The sequence below is a fragment of the Kocuria subflava genome (assembly GCF_012163155.1).
GTDB classification, from domain to species: domain Bacteria; phylum Actinomycetota; class Actinomycetes; order Actinomycetales; family Micrococcaceae; genus Kocuria; species Kocuria subflava.
Genome location: NZ_JAAVUN010000024.1, coordinates 1 through 20489 on the forward strand (window position 1 = coordinate 1; position 20489 = coordinate 20489).

At 64.0% G+C, this 20489-nt stretch carries 17 protein-coding genes and 2 riboswitches; of the genes, 6 read left to right on the forward strand and 11 right to left on the reverse strand.

The window, feature by feature from the left end:
* Positions 1–373: 373 nt before the first annotated feature.
* The gene (locus GTW58_RS10745) at positions 374–2515 is read right to left on the reverse strand and encodes a 3-hydroxyacyl-CoA dehydrogenase NAD-binding domain-containing protein (protein WP_119933437.1); all 2142 of its coding nucleotides are present in this window, start codon (positions 2513–2515) and stop codon (positions 374–376) included.
* A 130-nt stretch (positions 2516–2645) separates the two neighbouring features.
* Between GTW58_RS10745 and GTW58_RS10750 the strand changes: the two genes are divergently transcribed.
* On the forward strand, positions 2646–3239 hold the full coding sequence (locus GTW58_RS10750) for a GNAT family N-acetyltransferase (protein WP_047688976.1): 594 nt from the start codon (positions 2646–2648) through the stop codon (positions 3237–3239).
* 102 nt (positions 3240–3341) lie between these two features.
* Here GTW58_RS10750 and GTW58_RS10755 read toward each other — a convergent pair whose 3' ends face one another.
* The 5 genes from GTW58_RS10755 to GTW58_RS10775 all read right to left on the reverse strand — a co-directional run bounded on the left by GTW58_RS10755 (position 3342) and on the right by GTW58_RS10775 (position 9071).
* Positions 3342–3956: a methylated-DNA--[protein]-cysteine S-methyltransferase gene (locus GTW58_RS10755; protein ID WP_119933458.1), complete on the reverse strand. Its 615-nt coding sequence runs from the start codon at positions 3954–3956 to the stop codon at positions 3342–3344.
* Between the two features lie 46 nt (positions 3957–4002).
* A complete protein-coding gene (locus GTW58_RS10760; RefSeq protein ID WP_119933438.1) occupies positions 4003–4935 on the reverse strand; it encodes a DUF4870 domain-containing protein in 933 nt (310 codons plus the stop codon).
* An 86-nt stretch (positions 4936–5021) separates the two neighbouring features.
* Positions 5022–6203 (reverse strand): cystathionine gamma-synthase, encoded by a 1182-nt coding sequence (locus GTW58_RS10765; protein WP_119933439.1) that lies wholly within the window; start codon positions 6201–6203, stop codon positions 5022–5024.
* Positions 6200–7585, reverse strand: a complete 1386-nt coding sequence (locus tag GTW58_RS10770; RefSeq protein WP_119933440.1) for an O-acetylhomoserine aminocarboxypropyltransferase/cysteine synthase family protein — start codon at positions 7583–7585, stop codon at positions 6200–6202. Before GTW58_RS10770 ends, GTW58_RS10765 begins: the two co-directional genes overlap by 4 nt.
* Before the next feature lie 49 nt (positions 7586–7634).
* Positions 7635–7744: riboswitch (SAM riboswitch) on the reverse strand.
* A 34-nt stretch (positions 7745–7778) separates the two neighbouring features.
* The gene (locus tag GTW58_RS10775) at positions 7779–9071 is read right to left on the reverse strand and encodes an acyltransferase family protein (protein WP_119933441.1); all 1293 of its coding nucleotides are present in this window, start codon (positions 9069–9071) and stop codon (positions 7779–7781) included.
* A 413-nt stretch (positions 9072–9484) separates the two neighbouring features.
* On the opposite strand from GTW58_RS10775, the gene GTW58_RS10780 reads away from it, so the two are divergent.
* From GTW58_RS10780 to GTW58_RS10800, 5 genes are all read left to right on the forward strand, one after another.
* Positions 9485–9919, forward strand: a complete 435-nt coding sequence (locus tag GTW58_RS10780; RefSeq protein ID WP_047688942.1) for a hypothetical protein — start codon at positions 9485–9487, stop codon at positions 9917–9919.
* Positions 9920–10044: 125 nt separating this feature from the next.
* Entirely contained in the window at positions 10045–11298 is a 1254-nt protein-coding gene (locus GTW58_RS10785) for an NAD-dependent epimerase/dehydratase family protein (RefSeq protein WP_119933442.1), read from the forward strand.
* Positions 11299–11308: 10 nt separating this feature from the next.
* Complete coding sequence (locus tag GTW58_RS15030) at positions 11309–12517, forward strand: glycosyltransferase family 4 protein (RefSeq protein WP_119933443.1); 1209 nt, start codon at positions 11309–11311, stop codon at positions 12515–12517.
* A 66-nt stretch (positions 12518–12583) separates the two neighbouring features.
* The gene (locus GTW58_RS10795; RefSeq protein ID WP_157980539.1) at positions 12584–12739 is read left to right on the forward strand and encodes a hypothetical protein; all 156 of its coding nucleotides are present in this window, start codon (positions 12584–12586) and stop codon (positions 12737–12739) included.
* A gap of 88 nt (positions 12740–12827) precedes the next feature.
* Positions 12828–13583 (forward strand): serine hydrolase, encoded by a 756-nt coding sequence (locus GTW58_RS10800; protein WP_157980540.1) that lies wholly within the window; start codon positions 12828–12830, stop codon positions 13581–13583.
* A gap of 52 nt (positions 13584–13635) precedes the next feature.
* Here the strand turns inward: GTW58_RS10800 and GTW58_RS10805 are convergent, their stop codons facing one another.
* From GTW58_RS10805 to GTW58_RS10825, 5 genes are all read right to left on the reverse strand, one after another.
* Positions 13636–14703: a hemolysin family protein gene (locus GTW58_RS10805; protein WP_119933445.1), complete on the reverse strand. Its 1068-nt coding sequence runs from the start codon at positions 14701–14703 to the stop codon at positions 13636–13638.
* Positions 14700–16229 (reverse strand): hemolysin family protein, encoded by a 1530-nt coding sequence (locus tag GTW58_RS10810; RefSeq protein ID WP_232818100.1) that lies wholly within the window; start codon positions 16227–16229, stop codon positions 14700–14702. Before GTW58_RS10810 ends, GTW58_RS10805 begins: the two co-directional genes overlap by 4 nt.
* A gap of 438 nt (positions 16230–16667) precedes the next feature.
* A complete protein-coding gene (locus GTW58_RS10815; RefSeq protein WP_119933446.1) occupies positions 16668–17357 on the reverse strand; it encodes a C40 family peptidase in 690 nt (229 codons plus the stop codon).
* Position 17358: 1 nt separating this feature from the next.
* Positions 17359–17537: riboswitch (cyclic di-AMP (ydaO/yuaA leader) on the reverse strand.
* 395 nt (positions 17538–17932) lie between these two features.
* The gene (locus tag GTW58_RS10820; protein ID WP_119933447.1) at positions 17933–18757 is read right to left on the reverse strand and encodes a FadR/GntR family transcriptional regulator; all 825 of its coding nucleotides are present in this window, start codon (positions 18755–18757) and stop codon (positions 17933–17935) included.
* Complete coding sequence (locus tag GTW58_RS10825; RefSeq protein ID WP_119933448.1) at positions 18736–20409, reverse strand: L-lactate permease; 1674 nt, start codon at positions 20407–20409, stop codon at positions 18736–18738. The genes GTW58_RS10820 and GTW58_RS10825 overlap by 22 nt, the downstream gene beginning before the upstream one ends.
* Positions 20410–20489: the final 80 nt, after the last annotated feature.

Sequence of the window (20489 nt, forward strand, 5' to 3'; positions counted from 1 at the left end):
GGCCATCAACCAAACAAAACAATATTTGGTATCAACAAACATGAAACACTATTGAGTTCTCAAACAACAGACCAGTGGAACCAGCACCCACCACAACCGTGATGACCACCAAGAACCCCGGAGGTTTGTGTTGCCCGCCTCAGCGGCCACGGCCAGAAAACCCTACCCGATCCATCTCTGCTTTGCAACTGCGCTCTGTGCGAGCACGGCGCTACTCACAAAGTTGTGGAGTGCTTGTTTGCCGACCGGCTTGGCCGCCCGAGAAGCGGAGGCGCTCTTTCAAGAAGCTCTCCGGCTCGCGGCGACAGGTGAATACATTACACACCCCGCCAGAGGGCTGCAAGGCGGAGCAGGGCGACTCCCATCACACCGCTCAAGCGTTGAAACGCCGCCGCCGAATCCGTTCGCTGGCCCCCACCCGATCCAGATACGGAGTGATGCCACCCAGGTACAGGGGCCAGTTGGCACCCAGCACCATGCAGACGTCAACGTCCTCCGGGCGCGCCACCACGCCTTCATCCAACATGATTCCAATTTCCTCAGCCAAGGCGTTCTCCACGGCCTGCAGAAGTTCAACCTGGCTAACCGCGTGCCCGGGTGCGGGGTCGCCGTCGGCAGGTGCAGAAGCGGAGGCACTCTCCACGGTATTTCTTCGCAGCTGCTCCACCGCCGGAACCAAGTAGGTCTCACTGGTCGCCGTGCCTCTTGGGGGAAGAACCTGCGTGAGGCCCGCATCCACCACAGCCTTCATCCACGGCGAGACGTGGAATCGCTGCGGGTAGGCCTGATGCATGCGCTCCCCCACGTGCAGCAGAACGGCCGGGCCCACAAAGTCCAGCAACTGCAACGGCGTCATGGGCAACCCCATCGGATCCAGGGCGTGATCTGCTTCCTTGGGGTCCATGCCCGCATCCAGTGCTTCAAGTACGGGATCGAACATGCGCAGCAGCAGGCGGTTGACCACAAATCCCGGGGCATCAGCCACGCGCACAGCGGTACGCCGCATGGCGGTGGCCAAGTCAAAGGCGGTGGCCAGTGCAGTGTCTCCGGTGTATTCGGTGGTGATGATCTCCAACAGCGGCGTGGAATCCACGGGGTTGAACACGTGGAAACCCACAAACCGCTCCGGATTGGGCACGGACTGCGCCATCTCCGTCACGGACAGAGACGACGTGTTGGTGGCCAGCACTGCATCCTGGGCCACCACCGTGGCCCAGTGGGAGAGCACAGCAGTCTTGATGGACATCTCCTCCGGGGTGGCTTCGATCAAGAAGTCGACGTCAGCAAGGTCTGCATCCTCACGAGCACCCGTGACCAGTTGTCCCAAGGTTTCAGCGTCAGCTGAACTCATGCGTCCACGTTCAGCCTGTTGGGCAAACTTGTCCGCCACCCATTGCACGCCTTCATCCAGGCGCTGCTGGTCAATGTCCGTCAAGACCACGGGGACCTTCAGGGATTGCGCGAACAGTGCCGCCAGCTGACGGGCCATCAGTCCTGCACCCACCACGGCCACCTTGCGGACCCCTCGCCCCGGGGCCTCCGGACGGTCCGGAGTCTTGCGGGAGCGTGAGTCCACCAGCCGGAACGTCCGCAAGCTGGCACGAGCGATCTCACCAGTGACCAGATCATTGAACGAGGCGATGGCCGCCTGTCCGTTCTCCAGTCGAGTTTGTGTTGCGGCAGCCTCCATCAGATCCAGTGCCGCCAACGGCGCCGGTGCGGCACCCCGCCAGATCTTGTGGGCTTTGGTGCGCGCACTCTCGATTGCCTTCTGCCACGCGGCCAGCTCATCTGCGCTCAGCGCACCGACCCCACTGTCTTGGGCGTCGTCGTCGTTGAGGATTTCGACGACGGCCCGCTGCCAGGCATCCTCCCAACCCTCCTGTTTGGGTGAGGCATCCAGCACAACGTCCAGGAGTCCGAGTTCAAGTGCTTGGGCGGGCTTGACGAACCGGCCCTTGAGGGAGTCGAAGGTGACCATGTTGATGGCGGCCTCGGGGCCTATCAGGTGAGGCAGGAGGTGGACGCCGCCCCATCCTGGGAAGAATCCCAGGCGACATTCCGGCAGCCCCAGTGGCCCGCCGGCCGCATTGCCGATCCGGTGGTCCGTGTGCAGTGCGAGTTCAAGACCCCCGCCCAGGGCCTGTCCTGTGATCACGGAGAACGTGGGCACGGTGAGCTCTGCCAGTACTCCAAAGGCGTGGTACCCGGCGGCGATGAAAGCCTCTGCGTCCCCGCTCTCCTGTGCGTGCCGAATCTCCTCAAGGTTGGCGCCGGCCCCGAAAGATCGCGCGTTGCCCACCACCACGACGGCTTCCACAGCGGACTGGTCGATTCCCGCCAGTGCAGCCTGCAGATCCGCCAGCGCCGCTGAACTCCAGATGATGAGACCGCCCGGTTGGGTCGAGTCCAAACGCACCACGGCCGTTGGGGCTTCCCTGCCCGGGAGGGTGACCTGCTCAACGGCAACGGACACTGCCGCGGGGAACTGTGCGTGGGTGGCGGGTTGGGGCATCGTGGTCGGTCTCCTGTAAATGCGGCGCCTAACTAAGTGAGTCCGACGGTATCACTAACTTTTGTGACATCACACACGTCACCGGTGATCGACGACGGGCAGCGCGGCCCCGGGCATGGCACGTAGGCTGATGGTTGTGAAGGACTTGCTGCCCTTGGAAACCGAGCGTCTGTACTTCCGGAGATTCACGGAAGCCGACCTGGAAGAAATGCACTCCTATCAGTCCCGCGAGGACTACGCCCAGCACGCCTGGCGTGGTCCGCGCACCTGGGAGCACTCCTACCGAGTGATTGCCGAGCACCGCGGGCCACGTGCCTTTGTGGGTGACGGCGACTCCGTGCGCTACGCCTTCTCGCCCAAGGACGGCAACGGTGAGCTGTACGGGGAAATTGTGTTGACCTTGGTGGATGCCGAATCCAAGCAGATCGAGATGGGTTGGGTGGTCAACCCCGCCCACACCGGTCAGGGATTCGCCAAAGAAGCCGCCACCGGTGCCATCCGAGCCGTGTTCGAACGCTTGGGTGCCCACCGGGTGTTTGCCCGCCTGGATGCCTTGAACGTCAGTTCGGCCAAGGTGTGCGAGACCCTGGGCATGCGCCGGGAGGCTGTGTTGAAGGAATCGCACTGGCAGCTCGGTGAATGGCGTGACGAGTACATCTACGCAATCCTGGCCCACGAACTACTGGGTGATGAGGCAGCGGAAGCGATCTCAGATCCCGCCTGATTTTCACTGCGGATTGTCCGCGGCGGAACATCGCCACCAGATTGATGGGCCGACAGCGCGGCGGTCGAGAACGATCTGGTGCGTAGGAATGCCGTGCAGTTCTCAGAACAACTCGGGCTCCTGCGGGAGGGAGCCCTCTGCGGTCAGCAACCAACGCTTGCGCTCGAGCCCACCGGCGTACCCGGTCAGGGCGCCGGTGGAGCTGACAACCCGGTGGCACGGCAGCACAATGCTCCACGGATTACGCCCCACAGCCTGACCGACCGCCTGGGCCATGCCTTTTCCACCCATTTGGGCAGCCAGCTCACCATAGGTGGTGGTGGTGCCATGAGGGATCTGACGCAGTTCCTGCCAGACCCTGGGGCGCAGACCCTGCGGCTTGGAACCGAGAGCCAGGGGCAGATCGAACTCCTGCCGGTCACCGGCCAACCATTCCAGGATCTGTTCCTGGGCTTGTTGCAAAAGTGAGTTGGCGCCGTTGTCGTGGTGGCCCAGGGTCTCAGCGTCAGGGAAATGCTTTTGGTCCTTGAACCAGACTCCGGTCAGGGCCGGATGGCCGTCAAAGTCGCCGACTGCCACCACCATCTCCCCCAACACGGTGGTGAACACACGGTGGCATGCGGCCACCGGCGACGACGCAGCCAGGGCCTGCGACTGCGGTTCTGCTGAGTTCTGGGGCACAAAAGAGCCCTGCCCGGCGGTGCTGGTGCTCTCCATGGTTGACATGATGGCATGAAACAGAGCCGGGCAGGGCCACCTCATGTCACTTCAGGATGCCGACCTCAAAGGGATACTTGTAGGCCTCTCCCTTGTTGGCCGCCATGGCACCCAAGATGCCGAACACCACCTGAACAATGAACACAATGGTGAGCACCAGACCGGTCAACGGCAGCAGCAACCCCAAGGTCACAATGCCCAGGACCCAGGCAGCGATGCTGATGAGCATGAGAGCAAAGTTGAAGTTGAAGGAGCCAGCACCCGCCTGACGAACCAGCGGGTCCTTCTCCTTGAACACCAGCCAGAGGATCAACGGGGCCACGAACCCGGCGAACCCTGCCGAGAGCAGGTAGAGCGCCGGTGCCGCCAGATGGGTCAAGGTGGCCCACAGCCGCGCGTCCTGGGGCTGCATGCCACTGAACTGATACGGGCCGGACTGGTAACCCTGCTGCTGGGTCTGCTGGTACCCCTGCTGCTGGCCCTGTGATCCAGTCTGGTGGCCCTGGCCGTTGCCGGAACCGTAGGCAGGTGCGCCGTACTGGGCTTGACCAGGGGCTCCGTGCTGCGGCTGCCCCGGGACTCCGTACGTGCCTTGGCCCTGGGCCCCGTACGGGTTCTGGTTCTGTGTACCGTACTGCGGCTGACTGGCAGCACCGTACTGCGCTTGGCCCTGTGCACCGCTGTGCGGTTGATCCGGGCCGCCGTACTGAGCCTGATCCGCGCCACCGTACTGGGCCTGGCCCGGGCCACCGTCCTGGGGATGCTGAGCACCTGGGGTCTGGGCGGACTGTGCGGATTGGGCGGACTGTGGGGCCTGCGGGGCCTCCGCCTGATTCGCAGCAGATGTGCTGTGCGAACCGTGGCGCTCCCCGCCGGCGGTCTGCCCCGCCTGGGCGGGATGTGAGTCGGCGGGGTGGGGCGCGGCGTCGTCGTTCGAGTTGAACTGCGGGGCGCTGGGTGTGGTGTCGTCAGTGCTCATGATGAGCAACTCCTGAAACTTGAGAGGGTGCCGGGTGAGGCACCCGGCTCTTTCCCCTCCCAGCCTAGAGCCAAGTACCGCTGAGGTCAGGATGTGAAGGCCAGCTCCAGATCCTCCAGGTGATCTTCCACGTCCTCGATCCCGACGGAAAGCCGCACCAGGTCAGTGGGGACAGCGTTCTCCGTACCTGCCACACACCCGTGGGTCATCTGGGACGGCCAGCAAATCAGGGACTCCACCCCACCGAGGGACACGGAGAGCTTGTACATCTGGGTGGATTCCGCGAACCGCCGGGCCGCAGCCTCCCCCGCGCGCAGTCGGAAGGAGATCATCCCGCCAAAGCCGTCCATCTGCCGGGCGGCCAGCTCATGACCAGGATGATCAGGCAGACCCGGATAGAAGACCTGAGAAACTTCCGGCCGCTGAGTCAACCACTGAGCGATCTGACCGGCATTGTGCTGGTGACGCTCCATGCGCAATGCCAGAGTTTTGAGCCCGCGCGCTGCCAGATACGTGTCCTGCGGTCCGGCAACGGCACCGGCCGCGAACTGTTGAAAGGCCACCAACTCCGCAAGGGTGGAACCCGGGGAGAAACCGTTGACCGCCTCAACATGCCACTCCCGATCCGCCACCACCACCGCGCCACCCAACACGTCCGAATGGCCGCCCACGTACTTGGTGGTGGAATGCACCGCGGCGTCCGCGCCGAACTCCAGGGGACGCTGCAGGTACGGCGATGCAAAGGTGTTGTCCACCACCAGCAATGCGCCGTATTCGTGGGCCAGTTCAGCCAGGCCCGCCAGATCCGCGATACCGAGCAGCGGATTGGTGGGGGTTTCCACCCACACCAGACGAGTTCGGGCCGTGGCCGCACCACGCACGGCATCAAGATCAGTGACGTCAACCGCGGTGTGCTGCACCTGCCACGGCGCCAGGACCCTGCTGACCAGGCGGTTGGTCCCGCCGTAACCATCGGCACCCAGGACCACGTGATCCCCGGGGCGCAACACGGCCCGCAACAAGGCGTCCTCTGCTGCAATCCCGGAGGCGAAGGCAAAACCGCTGGCCCCCTTCTCCAGTGCGCACAACTGCTGTTCGAATCCGTTGCGTGTGGGGTTGGAACCCCGGGAGTACTCATGGCCGTCACGCAGGACGTTGATGCCGTCCTGCACAAAGGTGGAGGTCTGGTAGATCGGAGGGATAACCGCTCCGGTCAGGCGGTCCGGCTCCTGGCCGGCGTGCACGGCCAGTGTGGTGAAGCCACTCATGCGGAGACCTCCTGTGCACCCTGGGCTTGCCGGATCCGGGCGGCATCACCGGTGCGCAACAGTTCATCCAGGGAGGACTGCAGATCCGCAATCAAGTCATCCAGGGACTCCAGACCCACGGACAGTCGCAGGGTTTCCCAGGTGATGCCACCGGCCAGGCGCTGTTCCTCGTTCAGCCGGCAGTGGGTCATGGCCGCCGGATGCGCAATCAGCGAGCGCACGTCCCCGATGTTGGCCACCAGTTTGAACAGGCGCAGCGAATCCACGAATGCCGGGACACAGTCCCGGGCGCAGTTCAGTTCAAAGGCGAACACGGAACCGGTGCCCTGCGGGTAGTCCCGCTGAGCGATCTCCTGATTGGCCGAGCCCTCCACGGCAGGGTGGTGAACAGTGCGGACGGCGGGGTGACAGGCCAGGAACCGCGCGATCTGCGTTGCCGAATCCGTGTGCCGACGGACCCTGAGATCCAAGGTTTCCAGGCCCTGAATGATCTGGGAGGCGTTGAACGGAGAGAGTGTGAGCCCCAGGTCATGAACGAACTTGGCGCGGCACAGGTGAAGGAACGGTGATCCGCCGCGGCACTTGTCCACCAGGCTCACATGACCGAAACGTTCACGGGCCTGGGTGAATTGTGGCCACCGCTCGGATTCCCGCTCCCAGTCGAAGCGTCCCGAGTCCACGATCACTCCAGCCAGTGCTGTTCCGTGGCCACCCAGGAACTTGGTGGCCGAGTGCACCACAATGTCTGCGCCGTGCTCGAACGGGCGGTAGAGCACCGGCGTGGCCAGGGTGTTGTCCACCACCACCGGGATGCCGTTGTCATGGGCGATCTGGGCAATCGCATCCAGGTCCGCCAGTGTGGACAGCGGGTTGCCAATGGACTCCAGGAAGAACCCACGGGTCTGCGGTGTGAGGGCCTGGGCCCACTGCGCTGAGTCCGCGGGATCCACGTAGGTGACGGTGACTCCCAGATCAGCCAAGGTGTCCCCCAGCAGATCAACGGTACCACCGTAGATTTTTTCCGAAACCACCAGGTGTTTGCCCGGGCCGGTGCTGACCAGGGCCAGAAGTGCTGCGGCCACGGCGGACTGCCCGGAGCCCAACGCCAAACCAGCCAGACCGCCCTCCAGATCGGCCACCCGAGTTTCCAGCACCGCCACCGTGGGGTTACCAGTCCTGGAATAGGTGAAGCCCGGTTGGGTCTGGGCAAACATTGCCGCCGCAGATGCGTGGTCGGGGAACTCGAAGGCCGATGACTGATAGATCGGGACGGGCAGAGTGGCCTGGGTGGGGGCATCAGCCGCCCCTGCACGGCCAGCGTGAATCTGGCGGGTGGCCAAGGACGACGAACCGTTGATGTCAGCCGATGGGGAGAGAGTCATGCGTAGGAACTCCGTGGTGCAGTGTTCTTGACCTGCACAGTTACCCACGGGAATGTTCGTGCGCTGCGGGCGTAGCAGGCCACTTCGTCATCCGAACCACCCGTGAACATGGGGTTGGTGTGCGCTCAAGTCGGAGCTTGGCGAACGCATCTCGTGAAGCTCGATCAGTTTAACCCACCACAAGGTCCCCTGGTCAACACGGAGAACCATGACGGCGGGCAGGCGGGCGAACACGACGTAACAGTCCCACTGCCACCACATGAGCCACGGCACCACCCAGAACCAACCACGGTGTGAGCAGGAAACGAATTTCCAGAACGGCGGGCACCACCACCAGCACCAGCGCGATCAGAACTGGCAGCCAAGTCACCGGAGAACGGGAGTCAACCGAGGATCTGGCCTCCACCGAACCCGCCAGAGACACCACCGCCAGAACGGCCACCCAACAGATCGCGGCCAACGGCACACGCCACAACCACCACGCAGCGCTGTCCACGGCAGGTTCCGGCCCACCCACAAGCCACCACACGGCCATGACACACACGATCACCGGCAGGTGCCACAGGTAGAGGGTGACCGGCCGGGACCCGATCACCCACGCCACGGTCTGAATGGGCTTGTGACGCATCAGCCGATCCAAGAGCGGGGTGAGCAACTGCAGCAGGCACGCTTGGCTGAGCCCCAGCAGGAACAGGGCCATGGTGGGTGGGTTGAGATTGGTCAGCATGTCCCGGGACCACGCAGGCATGGACGTCAACACCGCAAGTCCCAGGTATCCGGCCGCAGCCATGACCACCAGGAGCCAGGGTGGACACCGCCCAAAAGTTCCGTCAGCACGCAAATACCCCAGTTGGTGAATGGCCACCCAGACAGGGCCCAGCCCCAACAGACCCCACCAGGGCTGACCGGTACCGACCCGAATCAGTTCCACCATGACCACCGCCGCCAACAACACCCCCAGGCTCAGGTACGGACGACGCCGGTGGGCCGCCGTCGTCAGAGGAACTGCAGCCATGCACAGCCCATAGGCACCCAGGAACCACAGGTGCATGCCGATGCCGGGAAGTGCTGCGTTGACGTAGTCCGACGGCGCACCCACAACGCGCGCCGCACCGTAGGCAAGGGCCAGAAACACCCACAGGGCGGCCGCCGGTTGGGCAAGCTTCAGCAATCGGGCTCGGACCCAGCCTGCAGGTGACGTGGAATCGCGTCCGTGGTGGGTGCTGCGGGCCCGATTCCAGGACACCGCGGATGCATAACCTCCCACCACAAAAAACAGCGGCATGATCTGCACCAACCACGTCACCCACCAGAACCAGGGGTAGAGCGTGGGCACCATGACGTTGGAGACCCCACCCGTTGCGGGATCAGTCACCAAGGTGACCAGCAAAATGTGGGCACACACCACAAAGGCCAGAGCCGCCACACGGGCGGCATCCACCGCCAGGTCTCGGCCGGCAAGCCGTGGATCCACGGATCCGGCCATGTCCTGTTCCCCTCTGATCGGATGCACTCCGGGCGGTGACCTGAGAAGTCTGTCAAACACGGTCACCCGAGACCCCACGCAACCCCCATGTGACGTGCTGGAAATAGCCCGGACGCCAACCCGCACCAGGGGTGCCATTCCGTCAGACCGCCAGACACAACCAACGGCATATGAGCTTGTCACCGTCTCGTTACTCAAAAGTAGTTGTCATGTCCACATGTGGGGTAATTCACCTTGCAACAACCCTGTACGGAGGCCATTGCGGTGGCCTAGTCTTGAGGTGGGTTGCGTTCCACAACGGCGTCGACACACCCCTGTGCCCGGCACCTGAATGGGTGCCTTCACCACCGTCCGTCCGGACCGGTCACCCACGAACGCCCACACGCAACACCCACCCCCATGGAGTTGAGAAGATGCCAACCTCCTCACAGCGCACGGCTCGGCTTGGCTCGCCGAACTCGAGCAGCAGTGACCTGCGGGCACCTGAGTGCCAACAGTGCACCACGGACTATTACCTCAAGTTCATGGCGATCGTGCCCACGGCAACCGCCACCTCCGCCCCTGCACGCAGCACCGGTATCAAGAAATTCCGGGACATGATCAGCGCATTGCGCTCCAGCGCCGCTGAATCCGTGCCCGGCGGGACCGTGAAGTACTTCTGCCAAAAATGTGGTGCCTTCAACCACCATGAGTTCCCGCGCGGTTGGGAACCGGCAACCCACGAGCTGAGCCCCACGGAAGTTGAGCAACTGCCCACCGTCTACGTGGGTCCTGGGGAATCACGGCAAGTTCGTGAGATCCCCGAGCTGCTGCGGCGCGCCCGCCACCGCGTGGCCGCCTCCGCCTGAAACCGCCGCCAACAGTCAGCTGTCTGCCAGAATTGGCACAGCAGAAGCCTGGCACCACCTGCCTACGCTGCTGCGTGACCTCCACTCGCACCTGCGGGTGACCGGCCGGCTGAAACGGAGACCAAGTGAAGATCGCAATCCTGGGTGGCGACGGATTCTGCGGCTGGCCTGCGGCCCTGCACCTGTCCAACCAGGGCCACGAAATCACGATCGTGGACAACCTGTCCCGCCGCCGGATCGACGACGAACTCGGTGCGCAGTCCCTGACTCCGATCCGCCCGCTGGATGAACGACTCAACGCGTGGCAGGAACTGTCCGGACGCACCATCACCCACGTAGATCTGGATGTGGCCCAGGACTACGACGGCCTGTTGGCATTTCTCCAAGACCAAGGCCCCGATGCCGTGGTCCACTTTGCCGAACAGCGCGCGGCACCGTATTCCATGAAGAACGCGCGGACCAAGCGCTACACGGTGGACAACAACGTCAACGCCACACACAACCTGCTGGCAGCGATCGTGGAAGCAGACCGGGACGTCCACGTGGTCCACCTGGGCACCATGGGCGTCTACGGATACGGCACGGCCGGGATGAAGATCCCGGAGGGCTACCTGGATGTGGAGATCCCCCACGAGGGTCAGCAGAACATTGAGACCCAGATTCTGTACCCCACCAACCCGGGGTCGATCTACCACATGACAAAGTCCTTGGATCAGCTGCTGTTCGCCTTCTACGCCAAGAACGACCGCGTGCGGATCACGGACCTCCACCAGGGCATCATTTGGGGCACCAACACCGCAGAGACTCTCAAGGACGAGCGACTGATCAACCGCTTCGACTACGACGGCGACTACGGCACCGTGCTCAACCGGTTCCTCATGCAAGCTGCCGTGGGGTACCCCCTGACCGTGCACGGAACCGGCGGACAGACCCGTGCTTTCATCCACGTGCAGGACATGGTCCGCTGCGTGGAGATCGCGTTGAACAACCCGCCTGCCGTGGGTGATCGTGTGATGATCCTGAACCAGATGACGGAAACGCACCGGGTCCGCGACCTTGCCGAACTGGTGGGCCGTATCTCCGGGGCCACTGTGGAGATGGTGCCCAACCCACGTCAGGAATCTGCGGAGAACGATCTCCACGTCACCAATGACACGTTCCTGGACCTGGGCCTGCAACCCACCACCCTGTCCGAGGGCCTGTTGTTGGAAGTGGAGGAGACCGCCCGGCGCTACGCACACCGCGCGGATCTGGCCAAGATCCCGGCCACCTCCCTGTGGAACCGGCGCACCCACGCGGGCATCCCGGCGTCGTTGACCGGGGCCGACCACGACGGCGCAGAGGCCGGCTCCGCTTCCAGCACCGCAGCCGGGAACTGAAGCCGCTGACGTGAGGATCGCGCTCTACACGGAGGTGTTCCTCCCCAAGATCGACGGTGTGGTCACCCGCATCCTGCGCACCCTGGAGAACCTGGAATCCCTGGGTCACGAGGTGGTGGTGTTCGCGCCCGGACACCCACCAGCCACTTATGCAGGCCACACGGTGGTTCCGGTGCATTCGGTCTCCTTCAAGCCCTGGTATCCGGAGATCAAGTTGGGGCTGCCCACCAGTCGGATTGCCACCACCATGGCCCAGTTCCGGCCGGAGATCGTCCACGCCGTGAACCCCATCTGGCTGGCCGCTTACGGCGTGCTCTCCGCGCGCCGACGTGACCTCCCGCTGCTGTCCTCCTTCCACACCGACGTCCCTCATTACGCAGATGCCCTGGGGCTGCACCTGCTGCGCCCCTCCTCCGAAACCTGGTTGCGGTGGCTGCACAACCAGTCCGAGGTCAACCTGTGCACCTCAGGGCCCATGGTGGACCGTGCCCGCTCGGTGGGCGTGCGCGACGTCGATCTGTGGCCCAAAGCCGTGGACACAGTGGGTTACCACCCCTCCCGCGCCGACCGCAGCCTGCGGTCCCGGTTGACGGACGGGCACCCGGAGGATCCGTTGATCGTGTACGTGGGCCGGGTGTCCAAGGAGAAGAATCTTGACCAGCTGATCGAACCCATGCGCAGGCTCCCGCACGCACGCCTGGCGATCGTGGGATCAGGCCCCCACAAGGACCAACTGGAGAAGCAGTTCGCCGGGACCAACACCGTGTTCACCGGGTACATGTCCGGAACTGAACTGGCCGCCGCCTACGCCACTGCCGATGTCTTTGCCTTCCCGTCCCAATCGGAAACCCTGGGCCTGGTGGCCCTGGAGGCCTTCGCCTCCGGGGTTCCCGTGGTGGGCGCCCGCGCCGGCGGCATCCCCTTTGTGATCGACGACGGCCAGACCGGTTTCCTGGTGGAGCCGGGCAACCCTCAGGATCTGACCGCACGCCTGGCCCAACTGATCGAGGATCCTGAGCTACGCGCCCGCATGGGTGCTGCGGCACGCGCAGAGGCGGTCAAGCACTCCTGGGACGCTTCAACTCGTAAGCTGGTTGACTATTACGAGCTGGCGATTGAGCGGCATCAGCAGCGCCATGTTCCACCTGGGCCCTTCCTCAAGGCCTTTGGATCAGCGGAGCACCGCACGCTCAGATTGCCGCGGCGTCGTCGTCCATGACCGGACCCGGCCCAAAACTGTAGGGGGAGATCCATATCAGGCAGAAGTGTCAGATGGGCATGTCCAATGATTGCGGCCCTGGCTCTGACGGCGTGCGGCAGCAGCGACCGGCAACCTGAGGAGGACCCCTACCCGTCCTCCGTGACCACCGCGGAGGCCACTGAGCAGAACCTTCAGTACCGGGCGCTGCCGGCCACCTGCATGTTGGAAGCCCAGTGGTGACGGTCTGAGCCCGGAGCAGGTCGAAGAGGCCGAGCAGAGCGATCACGACGTCGTGGCGCCGTGGCTGCAGGGCCAGGAGGACCAGAGCATGGAAGAAGCCCTGGAGGCTGCCGTTGAGGGGGCCCGGGCCGATCTGCAGACCGAAATCGGTGTGGCGGTCACCAACCACAGCAGCGGTCAGACCGTGGAAATCAACCAGGACTCCGAAGTTCGCGCCGCAAGCCTGTCCAAGGTGGCGGTGGCCCTGAGCCACCTGCGTCATCTCAAGGAGACTGACGAACCACTCACCCCGCACAACCGAGGGTTGCTGGAGGACTCACTGGTCCACAGCGGCAACGAATCCACAGCTTTGCTGTTCGACAGCCTGGGCGAGGACGACGACGCCGCAGCCACCGAGCTCACCCGGACCCACCGAATGTTGGGGGCCACCAGAACGGCCGCCGATGGCGGCTGGGGCACGGAAACCACCACTGCTGCCGATCAAAGCAAGGTGTTGACCGCCCTGGGGCAGACCCCGGACTGGGTGCGCCAGGAGGACATGGAGGTCATCCGAGAGTTCATGAGCCCTGAACTCGGCTACCCCAGCTACACCCAGCAGTTCGGCGTGGGTGTCCTGGCAGAATCCCAGAGCACACCCGAGTCAACTCACGTCACCGAGGTGGTCGTGAAGAACGGGTGGTTGCCCAACGACGACGGACGCCGGAACGTGGGCACCATGGGGCAGTCCACCATCAACGGGGAAGTCCACGACATCGCAATCACCACTTTCGGTGCGCCCAACCCTGAATGCGGTTACGACATCCTGGATGACCTGGTGTTGATCATCGCCGACAAGGTGCAGTGACGGCCTCCTGCCTGCGTGCGGCGGGGGCCGGTGAGAGGTCCAACTGACGTCCTCAGACAGCAGTGGAACCAGCCGTGGGAGTGGTGGCGTCACGCACCTCACCCACCAGTTCCTCCAACACGTCCTCCAGGGCCACGATTGACGGCTGGCCACTGCGAGCGTGCGGGCCGTCCACCAGAGCCAGGTGGGCGTTGTTGGCCTGCATCCGACGCATCACGTTCTGCAGCTTGGCCTCCTCCGGAACCCGACCCAAGGCGTGCATGATGCTGCGGTCAAAGGGTTTGTCCCGGTCCTCCGGGCCAACACCCAGCACGTCCTTGGTGTGGATGTAACCCTGCAAACCGCCGTCAGGGCCCACCACCGGGAACCGGGAAAAGCCAGTTTCTGCGGTCATCTGCTCGATCTGCGCGTTGGTGGCGCGGTGATCAATGGTGCGGATCTGCTCAAAATTGATGGCCACATCCGCAGCCGTCAAGGCCTCGAACTGCAAGGCTCCGGTGAGCAGGCGAATCTCGTCAGCATCCAACAGCCCCACGCGCCCGGACTCGGCCACGAATCCCGCCACCTCGTCCGAGGTGAAGGCCGAGGCGACCTCGTCCTTGGGGGTGGCCCGCAGGACGTGGCGCACCACCAGGTTGGCCAAGCTGTTCATCAACCAGATCACCGGGCGCAGCACCACCACAAAGATCCGCAGGACCGGGCCCAGCAGCAACGCTGAGGCAGCAGGCTGCGCGATGGCGATGTTCTTGGGCACCATTTCACCGATCACCATGTGCAGGAAGGTGACCAGCAACAATGCGATCACCAAGGCAATCGGATGGATCAGGAAGCCGGGCACACCCATGGCCTCGAAGGCGGGCTCGATCATGTGGGCAATGGCGGGCTCGCCCACGGAACCGATCAGCAGCGAGCACGCTGTGATGCCCAGCTGGGTGGCGGCCAAGGACGTGGAAACGTCCTCAATGCCCTTCAGCGCGGAGCGGGCGGAACGGGAACCGTCCGCGGCGCGGGGCTCCAACTGGTCACGGCGCGCCGAGACCATGGCGAACTCCGCACCCACAAAAAATGCGTTGCCCAACAACAGGAGCAGCAACACCAGAATGGCGGTGGCATCATTCATCGGGCGTCCTCCTCCGACCTGGTTGCGGCATCCTCCGACAGGGTTGCAGCGTCCTCCGACATGACTGCCGTTTCTGCAGGCGCCGGTCCTTCTGCCGATGTGGCGGGTTCTTCAGCGTCCTCCACGGTGTCGTACTGCACCAGGGTCTCGTCCGAGTCCTTGTCCTCAGGCTCCTGAGGAAGTCGATTCACAATCACACGTTCCACGCGGTACTGGTCCATGGCACCGACCCGCAGGGACAGCCGCCCCTGGGTGGGGAGGTCGTCGTCGTCGCGGTGTTCATGGTCCGTGCCGTCAATGACCACTTCATCACCGACCTCTGGGAGGCGGTCCAGCATTTCGCCGATCAGCCCACCCAGGGTGTCGGTCTCCTCGCCCTCAGGGAGGTCGAGCTTGACGATGTCCCCGAGCTCATCAGGGCGCAGCAAACCGGAGACCACAATGGATCCGTCCCGGCGCCTGCGGAACTTGGAGAGTGTGGTGTCCTGTTCGTCGTCGATCTCCCCCACGATTTCCTCGATGAGGTCCTCAAGGGTCACGATCCCGGCCGTTCCACCGTACTCATCCACCACAATCGCGATCTGAAGGCCTGGCTGGCGCAGTTCACGCAGCAGAGGGTCCAAGGTCATGGATTCGGAAACCACGGTGGCTTCACGAGCAATCGAATGAGCAGGGGTGGTGGCGCGCTGCTCCAACGGCACGCCCAGGGCATCCTTGAAGTGCACCACGGCCACAATGTCGTCAACGCTGTCGCCCATGACCGGGTAACGGGCGTGACCGGTGCGGGCGGTCAGATCCAGGACCTCCTGAACGGACTCGTCCTCCACGAACGTCACCCGCGGACGGGGCATCATGACGTCGGCCGCCGTGCGGTCACCGAACTCGATCGAACGGGCCACCAGTTCGGCAGTGGCAGCCCCCAGCGTGCCCTCCTCACCGGAACGGGAGACCACCGAGGCCAATTCCTCAGCGGTGCGGGCGTTGGCCACTTCTTCCTTGGGATCAAAGCCCAACATGCGCAGAATCCAGTTGGCCGATGAGTTCAACAGGTGAACCAGCCACCCGAACAGCAGCATGAACACGTTCTGCGGGCGGACCACCAGACGGGAGACCTTGACGGGCTCCGCGATTGCCCAGTTCTTGGGCACCAGTTCACCAAAGACCATCTGGGTGAAGGTCATCAGGACAAAAGCGCCCGTGGTGCCAATGGCCGCCACAAGACCATCCGGCAGCCCTGTGACACCCAAGCCCTCGGTCAACAACACGCCGACCGACGGTGCAGTCAGGAAGCCGGCCACCAGGCTGGAGACCGTGATGCCCAACTGGGCGCCGGAAAGATTGGTGGAGGTGCGCGACAGCGCTTTGTCCACTGCTGCCGCGAGTTTGTCCCCGGCTCCCACCCGCTCCCGCACGGTGTTGCGGTTCACGGTCAGGTAAGCGAACTCCACCGCCACAAAAATGGCATTGGCGAAAACCAGCAGGAGGACAACGGCCAACAGCACCAGAGCTGATCCGATGACGCTCACCGAGTCATCACCACCGGGCAAACAGTCACTGGTGAATCATGGGTAGTGCGGGAAGAACTGCGGGATTCAGGGCGCGAGCTGAAGCTCAAAGCGCAACTTCGATACTCCGCATCTTCCGGTACGGTCACGCGGCGGGCGCCGGGAACCGTCCGGGATGTGTCATGAGGCATGGAGCCAAGTGTAAGGGATAACAACGTCTACTTCCGATGATGCGTCCATCACGTGGACCAGGGCCGCTTGAGCGCGGCGGTGACGGGGCCGTCGTCGTGATGTGAGGGATGGCAACAGGGCCAAAAACGCGCCAAAGGCGGCGGACCGAGTGGTCCGCCGCCTCCGGGCAGGACGTCTGAGCGCGGCTCAGCAGTCAGGCGCTTCACGCGCCGAAGTTGGTGGCCAATGACTGGCCGGTGCCGAACTTCTGATCAGATCCGGGAAGAATCAGGAGAAGGTGGCGTAGTAGTCAACGCTCATGTCGGAGACCGGGTGCACCTTGGTGCCCTCGCTCGGGTTCAGAGCGGAGATCATCTCGCCGTTACCCAAGTAAATGCCGATGTGGCCTCCACCGTTCTGCACAACCAGGTCGCCCGGCTGGGGGTTGGCGGTGGGGGTACCGGCAGCACCCTGAGCAGCGGCCACGCGGGGCAGCTGGATGCCGTGCTGGGCGTAAACCCACTGCACGAAGCCGGAGCAGTCCCAAGCGCCGAAGGAGGTGCCGCCCCAGACGTAGGAGCCGCCCTGGCCCTGCATGGCGGTCCCGGCGATGCCGGAAGCGTTGGCCACGGACTGGGTGGAGACGCCGGAGGACTGAGCAGCCGGAGCCGGAGCAGCGGACTGAGCAGCCGGAGCGGAGTAGGAGACGGACTGAGCGGCGGGGGCGGCAGAGGTTGCGCCGTTGCCGTAGGTGTAGTGGGTCACGCCGTTGGCATCGATGGTCCAGGAGTAGTTCCAGCCGGATGCTTCAGCAGCGGAGTAGTCGAAGCTAGCGGTGTTCGACGGGACGGTGCCGGTGGTGGTGGCACCGGGGACCTCGGCGTAAGCGGAAGCCGGGGCGATGGTGGCGGCGGTGGCGATACCGGCAACAGCGATACCCAGGCCGGCGCGGCGAGCAACAGTCTTGACGTTCTGCATTGGTTTTCCTCCAGATTGCCTACGGGGTGAGCTGTCGGGTTCGGTTCGGAGTAAACCGGCCGAGGCTCAGCGGGTGGACAGCCTCGGCTTCACCCCAAGTCCCATTCTGTGATTCCAGATCCGGGACGGGAAGTGGGTCCCTCGCTCCTGCCATGTCCGTGGTTTTGGATCATCACCGGGAAGCGGCAGGATGCGGCATCTGCCCCGGCGGTGCCACCCGTTCGAGCGGCACGACGAAAACCATAACGAACGGATCACGGTTTGTCACGATCAAATAACGCTGAGGGAGTGATCTGGGGCCGAAACCAGGCTTTCTGCCCCCTCTGCGCAGGTCCTGAACCAGCTATTCCTGCTTGTCAGAGCGTTTTGACGCAGAAACTTGTGGGCACATGTGTGGGATCGGGCACATCACGGAAATGTCACGGCGTGGCTGCCATGTGATCACGGCAGGGCAGATACAGACAGTTCCGGGCACGCTCAGACCACACGGGACGCCCACGCTGGGCCGTCACTGTGGACCGCCCCGCTGTGCCACCGTGACTCAATCTGCGGTCAGAACCGTGCGCTGCATGCGCTCAGGCACGCGCAGCCAGCACTGTGGCGTGGAACCCCTCTATGTGTTGTTTCAGCAGCGCTGCGGCCTGCACCGGCTCAGCAGCCTCAAATGCCGCCAGGATGGCCCAGTGCTCAGCCTGAAGCCGTGCCCGCAGTCCTGCCCAGTCCGTCACATGGGCAACTGACTGCTCCACGTAACCGATCACGGCATCACGCAGCGACTGCATCACGGTGGTCAGCACCACGTTTCCACCCAGTGAGGTGAGCTCAACGTGGAAGCGGGCATCCAGGTCATGGAATCGGGCGTTCTGAATCTCGGGTTGGTCCATCTCTTCCAAGTACCCACGCACCCGCTCCAGAACTGCGGCGCGCTCGGCATGGTCCACAGCCGGTCCTGCTGCCAGCGCGGACTGGGTTTCCAGCAGAACACGCATGGCCACCACGTCTGCCATGGGCAGGGCTTTGGTGGCCACGTGCATGCGCAGGGCCCAGGACAGGGCGGCGGAAGGCTCGGAAACCACCACGGCACCTGCCTTGGTGCCAGAACCTGTCCCCGAGCGCACCAATCCCATGGCCACCAGGACCCGAATGGCCTCCCGGACGGATGCCCGAGAAATGTCGAACTCCTCCGCCAGAGCACGCTCACCGGGCAACTTCTGTCCCACGCTCAGCGCACCCGAACTCAGCTGAGCCTCCACCCAGGAGAGAACAACTGTGTAGGTGGGGGCATCATCCTTGCTCCGACCGTGACCGGCCCCCACCCCCGCCTGGGTGGGCGGGGGTGGGGGCGCGGTTTCATCTGGGGTGGGCGTACCGCCCGGGGTCACTGCGGGGGCAACATCCATGCCAGGACGTTGGACTGCAGGAACACCAGTGCGCACAGCACGATCAACATGCCGATGGACCAAGGCAACACCTTCTTGAAGATGGTCGACTCCTGGCCGGGCATGCTCACTGCGGTTGCGGCGATGGCCAGAGATTGCGGAGAGATCATCTTGCCAACAACACCACCCGTGGTGTTAGCCGCCACCATGAGGTTGGGGTCCAGCCCGGCAGTCTCGGCCGCGGTCTGCTGCAAGTTGGAGAACAGCGCGTTGGCGGAGGTGTCCGAACCCGTCACAGCGGTTCCCACCCAACCGAGCACCGGGGAGAAGAAGGCGAAGGCTGCACCCAGTCCGGCCACGAAACTGCCAATGGCCAGGGTCTGACCGGAGAAGTTCATGACATAGGCCAGGGCCAGCACCAACATGATGGTCAGGGCGGAGAAACGCATCTTGTACATGCAGGCCCAGATTTCATGCAAGCCCTTGGCGATGGTCATGTGGAAGCGTCCGTTGCCGTTGAACACGGTGTAGATCACGGTGACCAACAAACCGGTGATCAGCAGCAAGGTGCCCGGGGAGGACAGCCAGGTGAAGTTGTAGACCGTGCCGGTGATGGGCTCTCCTGTGGCAGCGCTGAGCAGGCGGCCGTCCAGCCCCGGCCACGGAACGTGGACATCCGTGCTGGCCAGCCACTGCGGCACGTTGACGCCCAAGGTCCACAGCTTGGCGATGCCGAAGACCACGACCACCAGGACATAAGGCAGCATGGCCATCCACACCCGGGCCGGGGTCAGATCCGTGACGGTCTCCACCTCTTCAATGCCCAACCGCTGCTTGGCCTCCGCAGCACCGCGCGGCTTCCAGAACCGCAGCAGGATCACAGCGCCCACCACTCCCGCGATGGCTGCCACAACATCCGTGAGCTCATAGGCGAAGTACGTGGCGCACCACCACTGGGCCACGGCAAAGCACAGACCGATCACCAGCGCAGCGGGCCATGCCTGCTTGAGGCCCTTGACGCCGTCGATCAACACCAGCAGCAAGAACGGCACCACAAAGGCGAACAGCGGAGCCTGGTGGCCCACCACCGCACCGATGTGCGCGGGATCCAGACCGGTGAGCTTGCCCGCCGTCGTGATGGGGGTTGCCACGGCGCCAAAGGCCACGGGTGCGGTGTTGGCGATCAGAACCACCACGGCGGTCTTCAGCGGCTTGAGGCCGATGGCCAGGATCATGGTGGCCGTGATGGCCACGGGTGCACCGAATCCGGCCAGGGCCTCCAGCAGACCGCCGAAGCAGAAGGCAATCAGGATGGCCTGGATGCGGACGTCACCGCCGCCGATGGTGTCGAAGATGGAACGCATGTCCTCGAAACGCCCGGCGGCCACGGTCACCTGGTAGAACCACAGCGCCATGACCACGATCCACACAATGGGGAACAGTCCGAAAACGGCACCTTGGGTTGCGGAGAGCAGCGCCAGGTCCACGGGCATGCCGAAGGCCAGGACAGCGACGACGATCGCCGTGGTGAGTGCGATCAGACCGGAGACCCAAGCGCTGCGCTTGAGTCCCACGAGGGCGATGAAAAAGGCCACCAGCGGCACGATGCCGACCAGCGCCGAGAGTCCCAGGCTCCCGGCAACCGCGTCGACCTGAGCGGTGTAGGTGTTCACGTACGACTCCTGCGGTGAGGCGGACTGAGCTTGAGGGGACTCGCGAGGACAGCCCGAAATGCGATGTGGATCACGAACGA

Coding starts and splice junctions, on each gene's coding strand:
- GTW58_RS10745 (WP_119933437.1), bottom strand. CDS start 2,515: ATGCCCCAACCCGCCACCCACGCACAGTTCCCCGCGGCAGTGTCCGTT.
- GTW58_RS10750 (WP_047688976.1), top strand. CDS start 2,646: ATGGTTGTGAAGGACTTGCTGCCCTTGGAAACCGAGCGTCTGTACTTC.
- GTW58_RS10755 (WP_119933458.1), bottom strand. CDS start 3,956: ATGGAGAGCACCAGCACCGCCGGGCAGGGCTCTTTTGTGCCCCAGAAC.
- GTW58_RS10760 (WP_119933438.1), bottom strand. CDS start 4,935: ATGAGCACTGACGACACCACACCCAGCGCCCCGCAGTTCAACTCGAAC.
- GTW58_RS10765 (WP_119933439.1), bottom strand. CDS start 6,203: ATGAGTGGCTTCACCACACTGGCCGTGCACGCCGGCCAGGAGCCGGAC.
- GTW58_RS10770 (WP_119933440.1), bottom strand. CDS start 7,585: ATGACTCTCTCCCCATCGGCTGACATCAACGGTTCGTCGTCCTTGGCC.
- GTW58_RS10775 (WP_119933441.1), bottom strand. CDS start 9,071: ATGGCCGGATCCGTGGATCCACGGCTTGCCGGCCGAGACCTGGCGGTG.
- GTW58_RS10780 (WP_047688942.1), top strand. CDS start 9,485: ATGCCAACCTCCTCACAGCGCACGGCTCGGCTTGGCTCGCCGAACTCG.
- GTW58_RS10795 (WP_157980539.1), top strand. CDS start 12,584: ATGATTGCGGCCCTGGCTCTGACGGCGTGCGGCAGCAGCGACCGGCAA.
- GTW58_RS10800 (WP_157980540.1), top strand. CDS start 12,828: ATGGAAGAAGCCCTGGAGGCTGCCGTTGAGGGGGCCCGGGCCGATCTG.
- GTW58_RS10805 (WP_119933445.1), bottom strand. CDS start 14,703: ATGAATGATGCCACCGCCATTCTGGTGTTGCTGCTCCTGTTGTTGGGC.
- GTW58_RS10815 (WP_119933446.1), bottom strand. CDS start 17,357: ATGCAGAACGTCAAGACTGTTGCTCGCCGCGCCGGCCTGGGTATCGCT.
- GTW58_RS10820 (WP_119933447.1), bottom strand. CDS start 18,757: ATGGATGTTGCCCCCGCAGTGACCCCGGGCGGTACGCCCACCCCAGAT.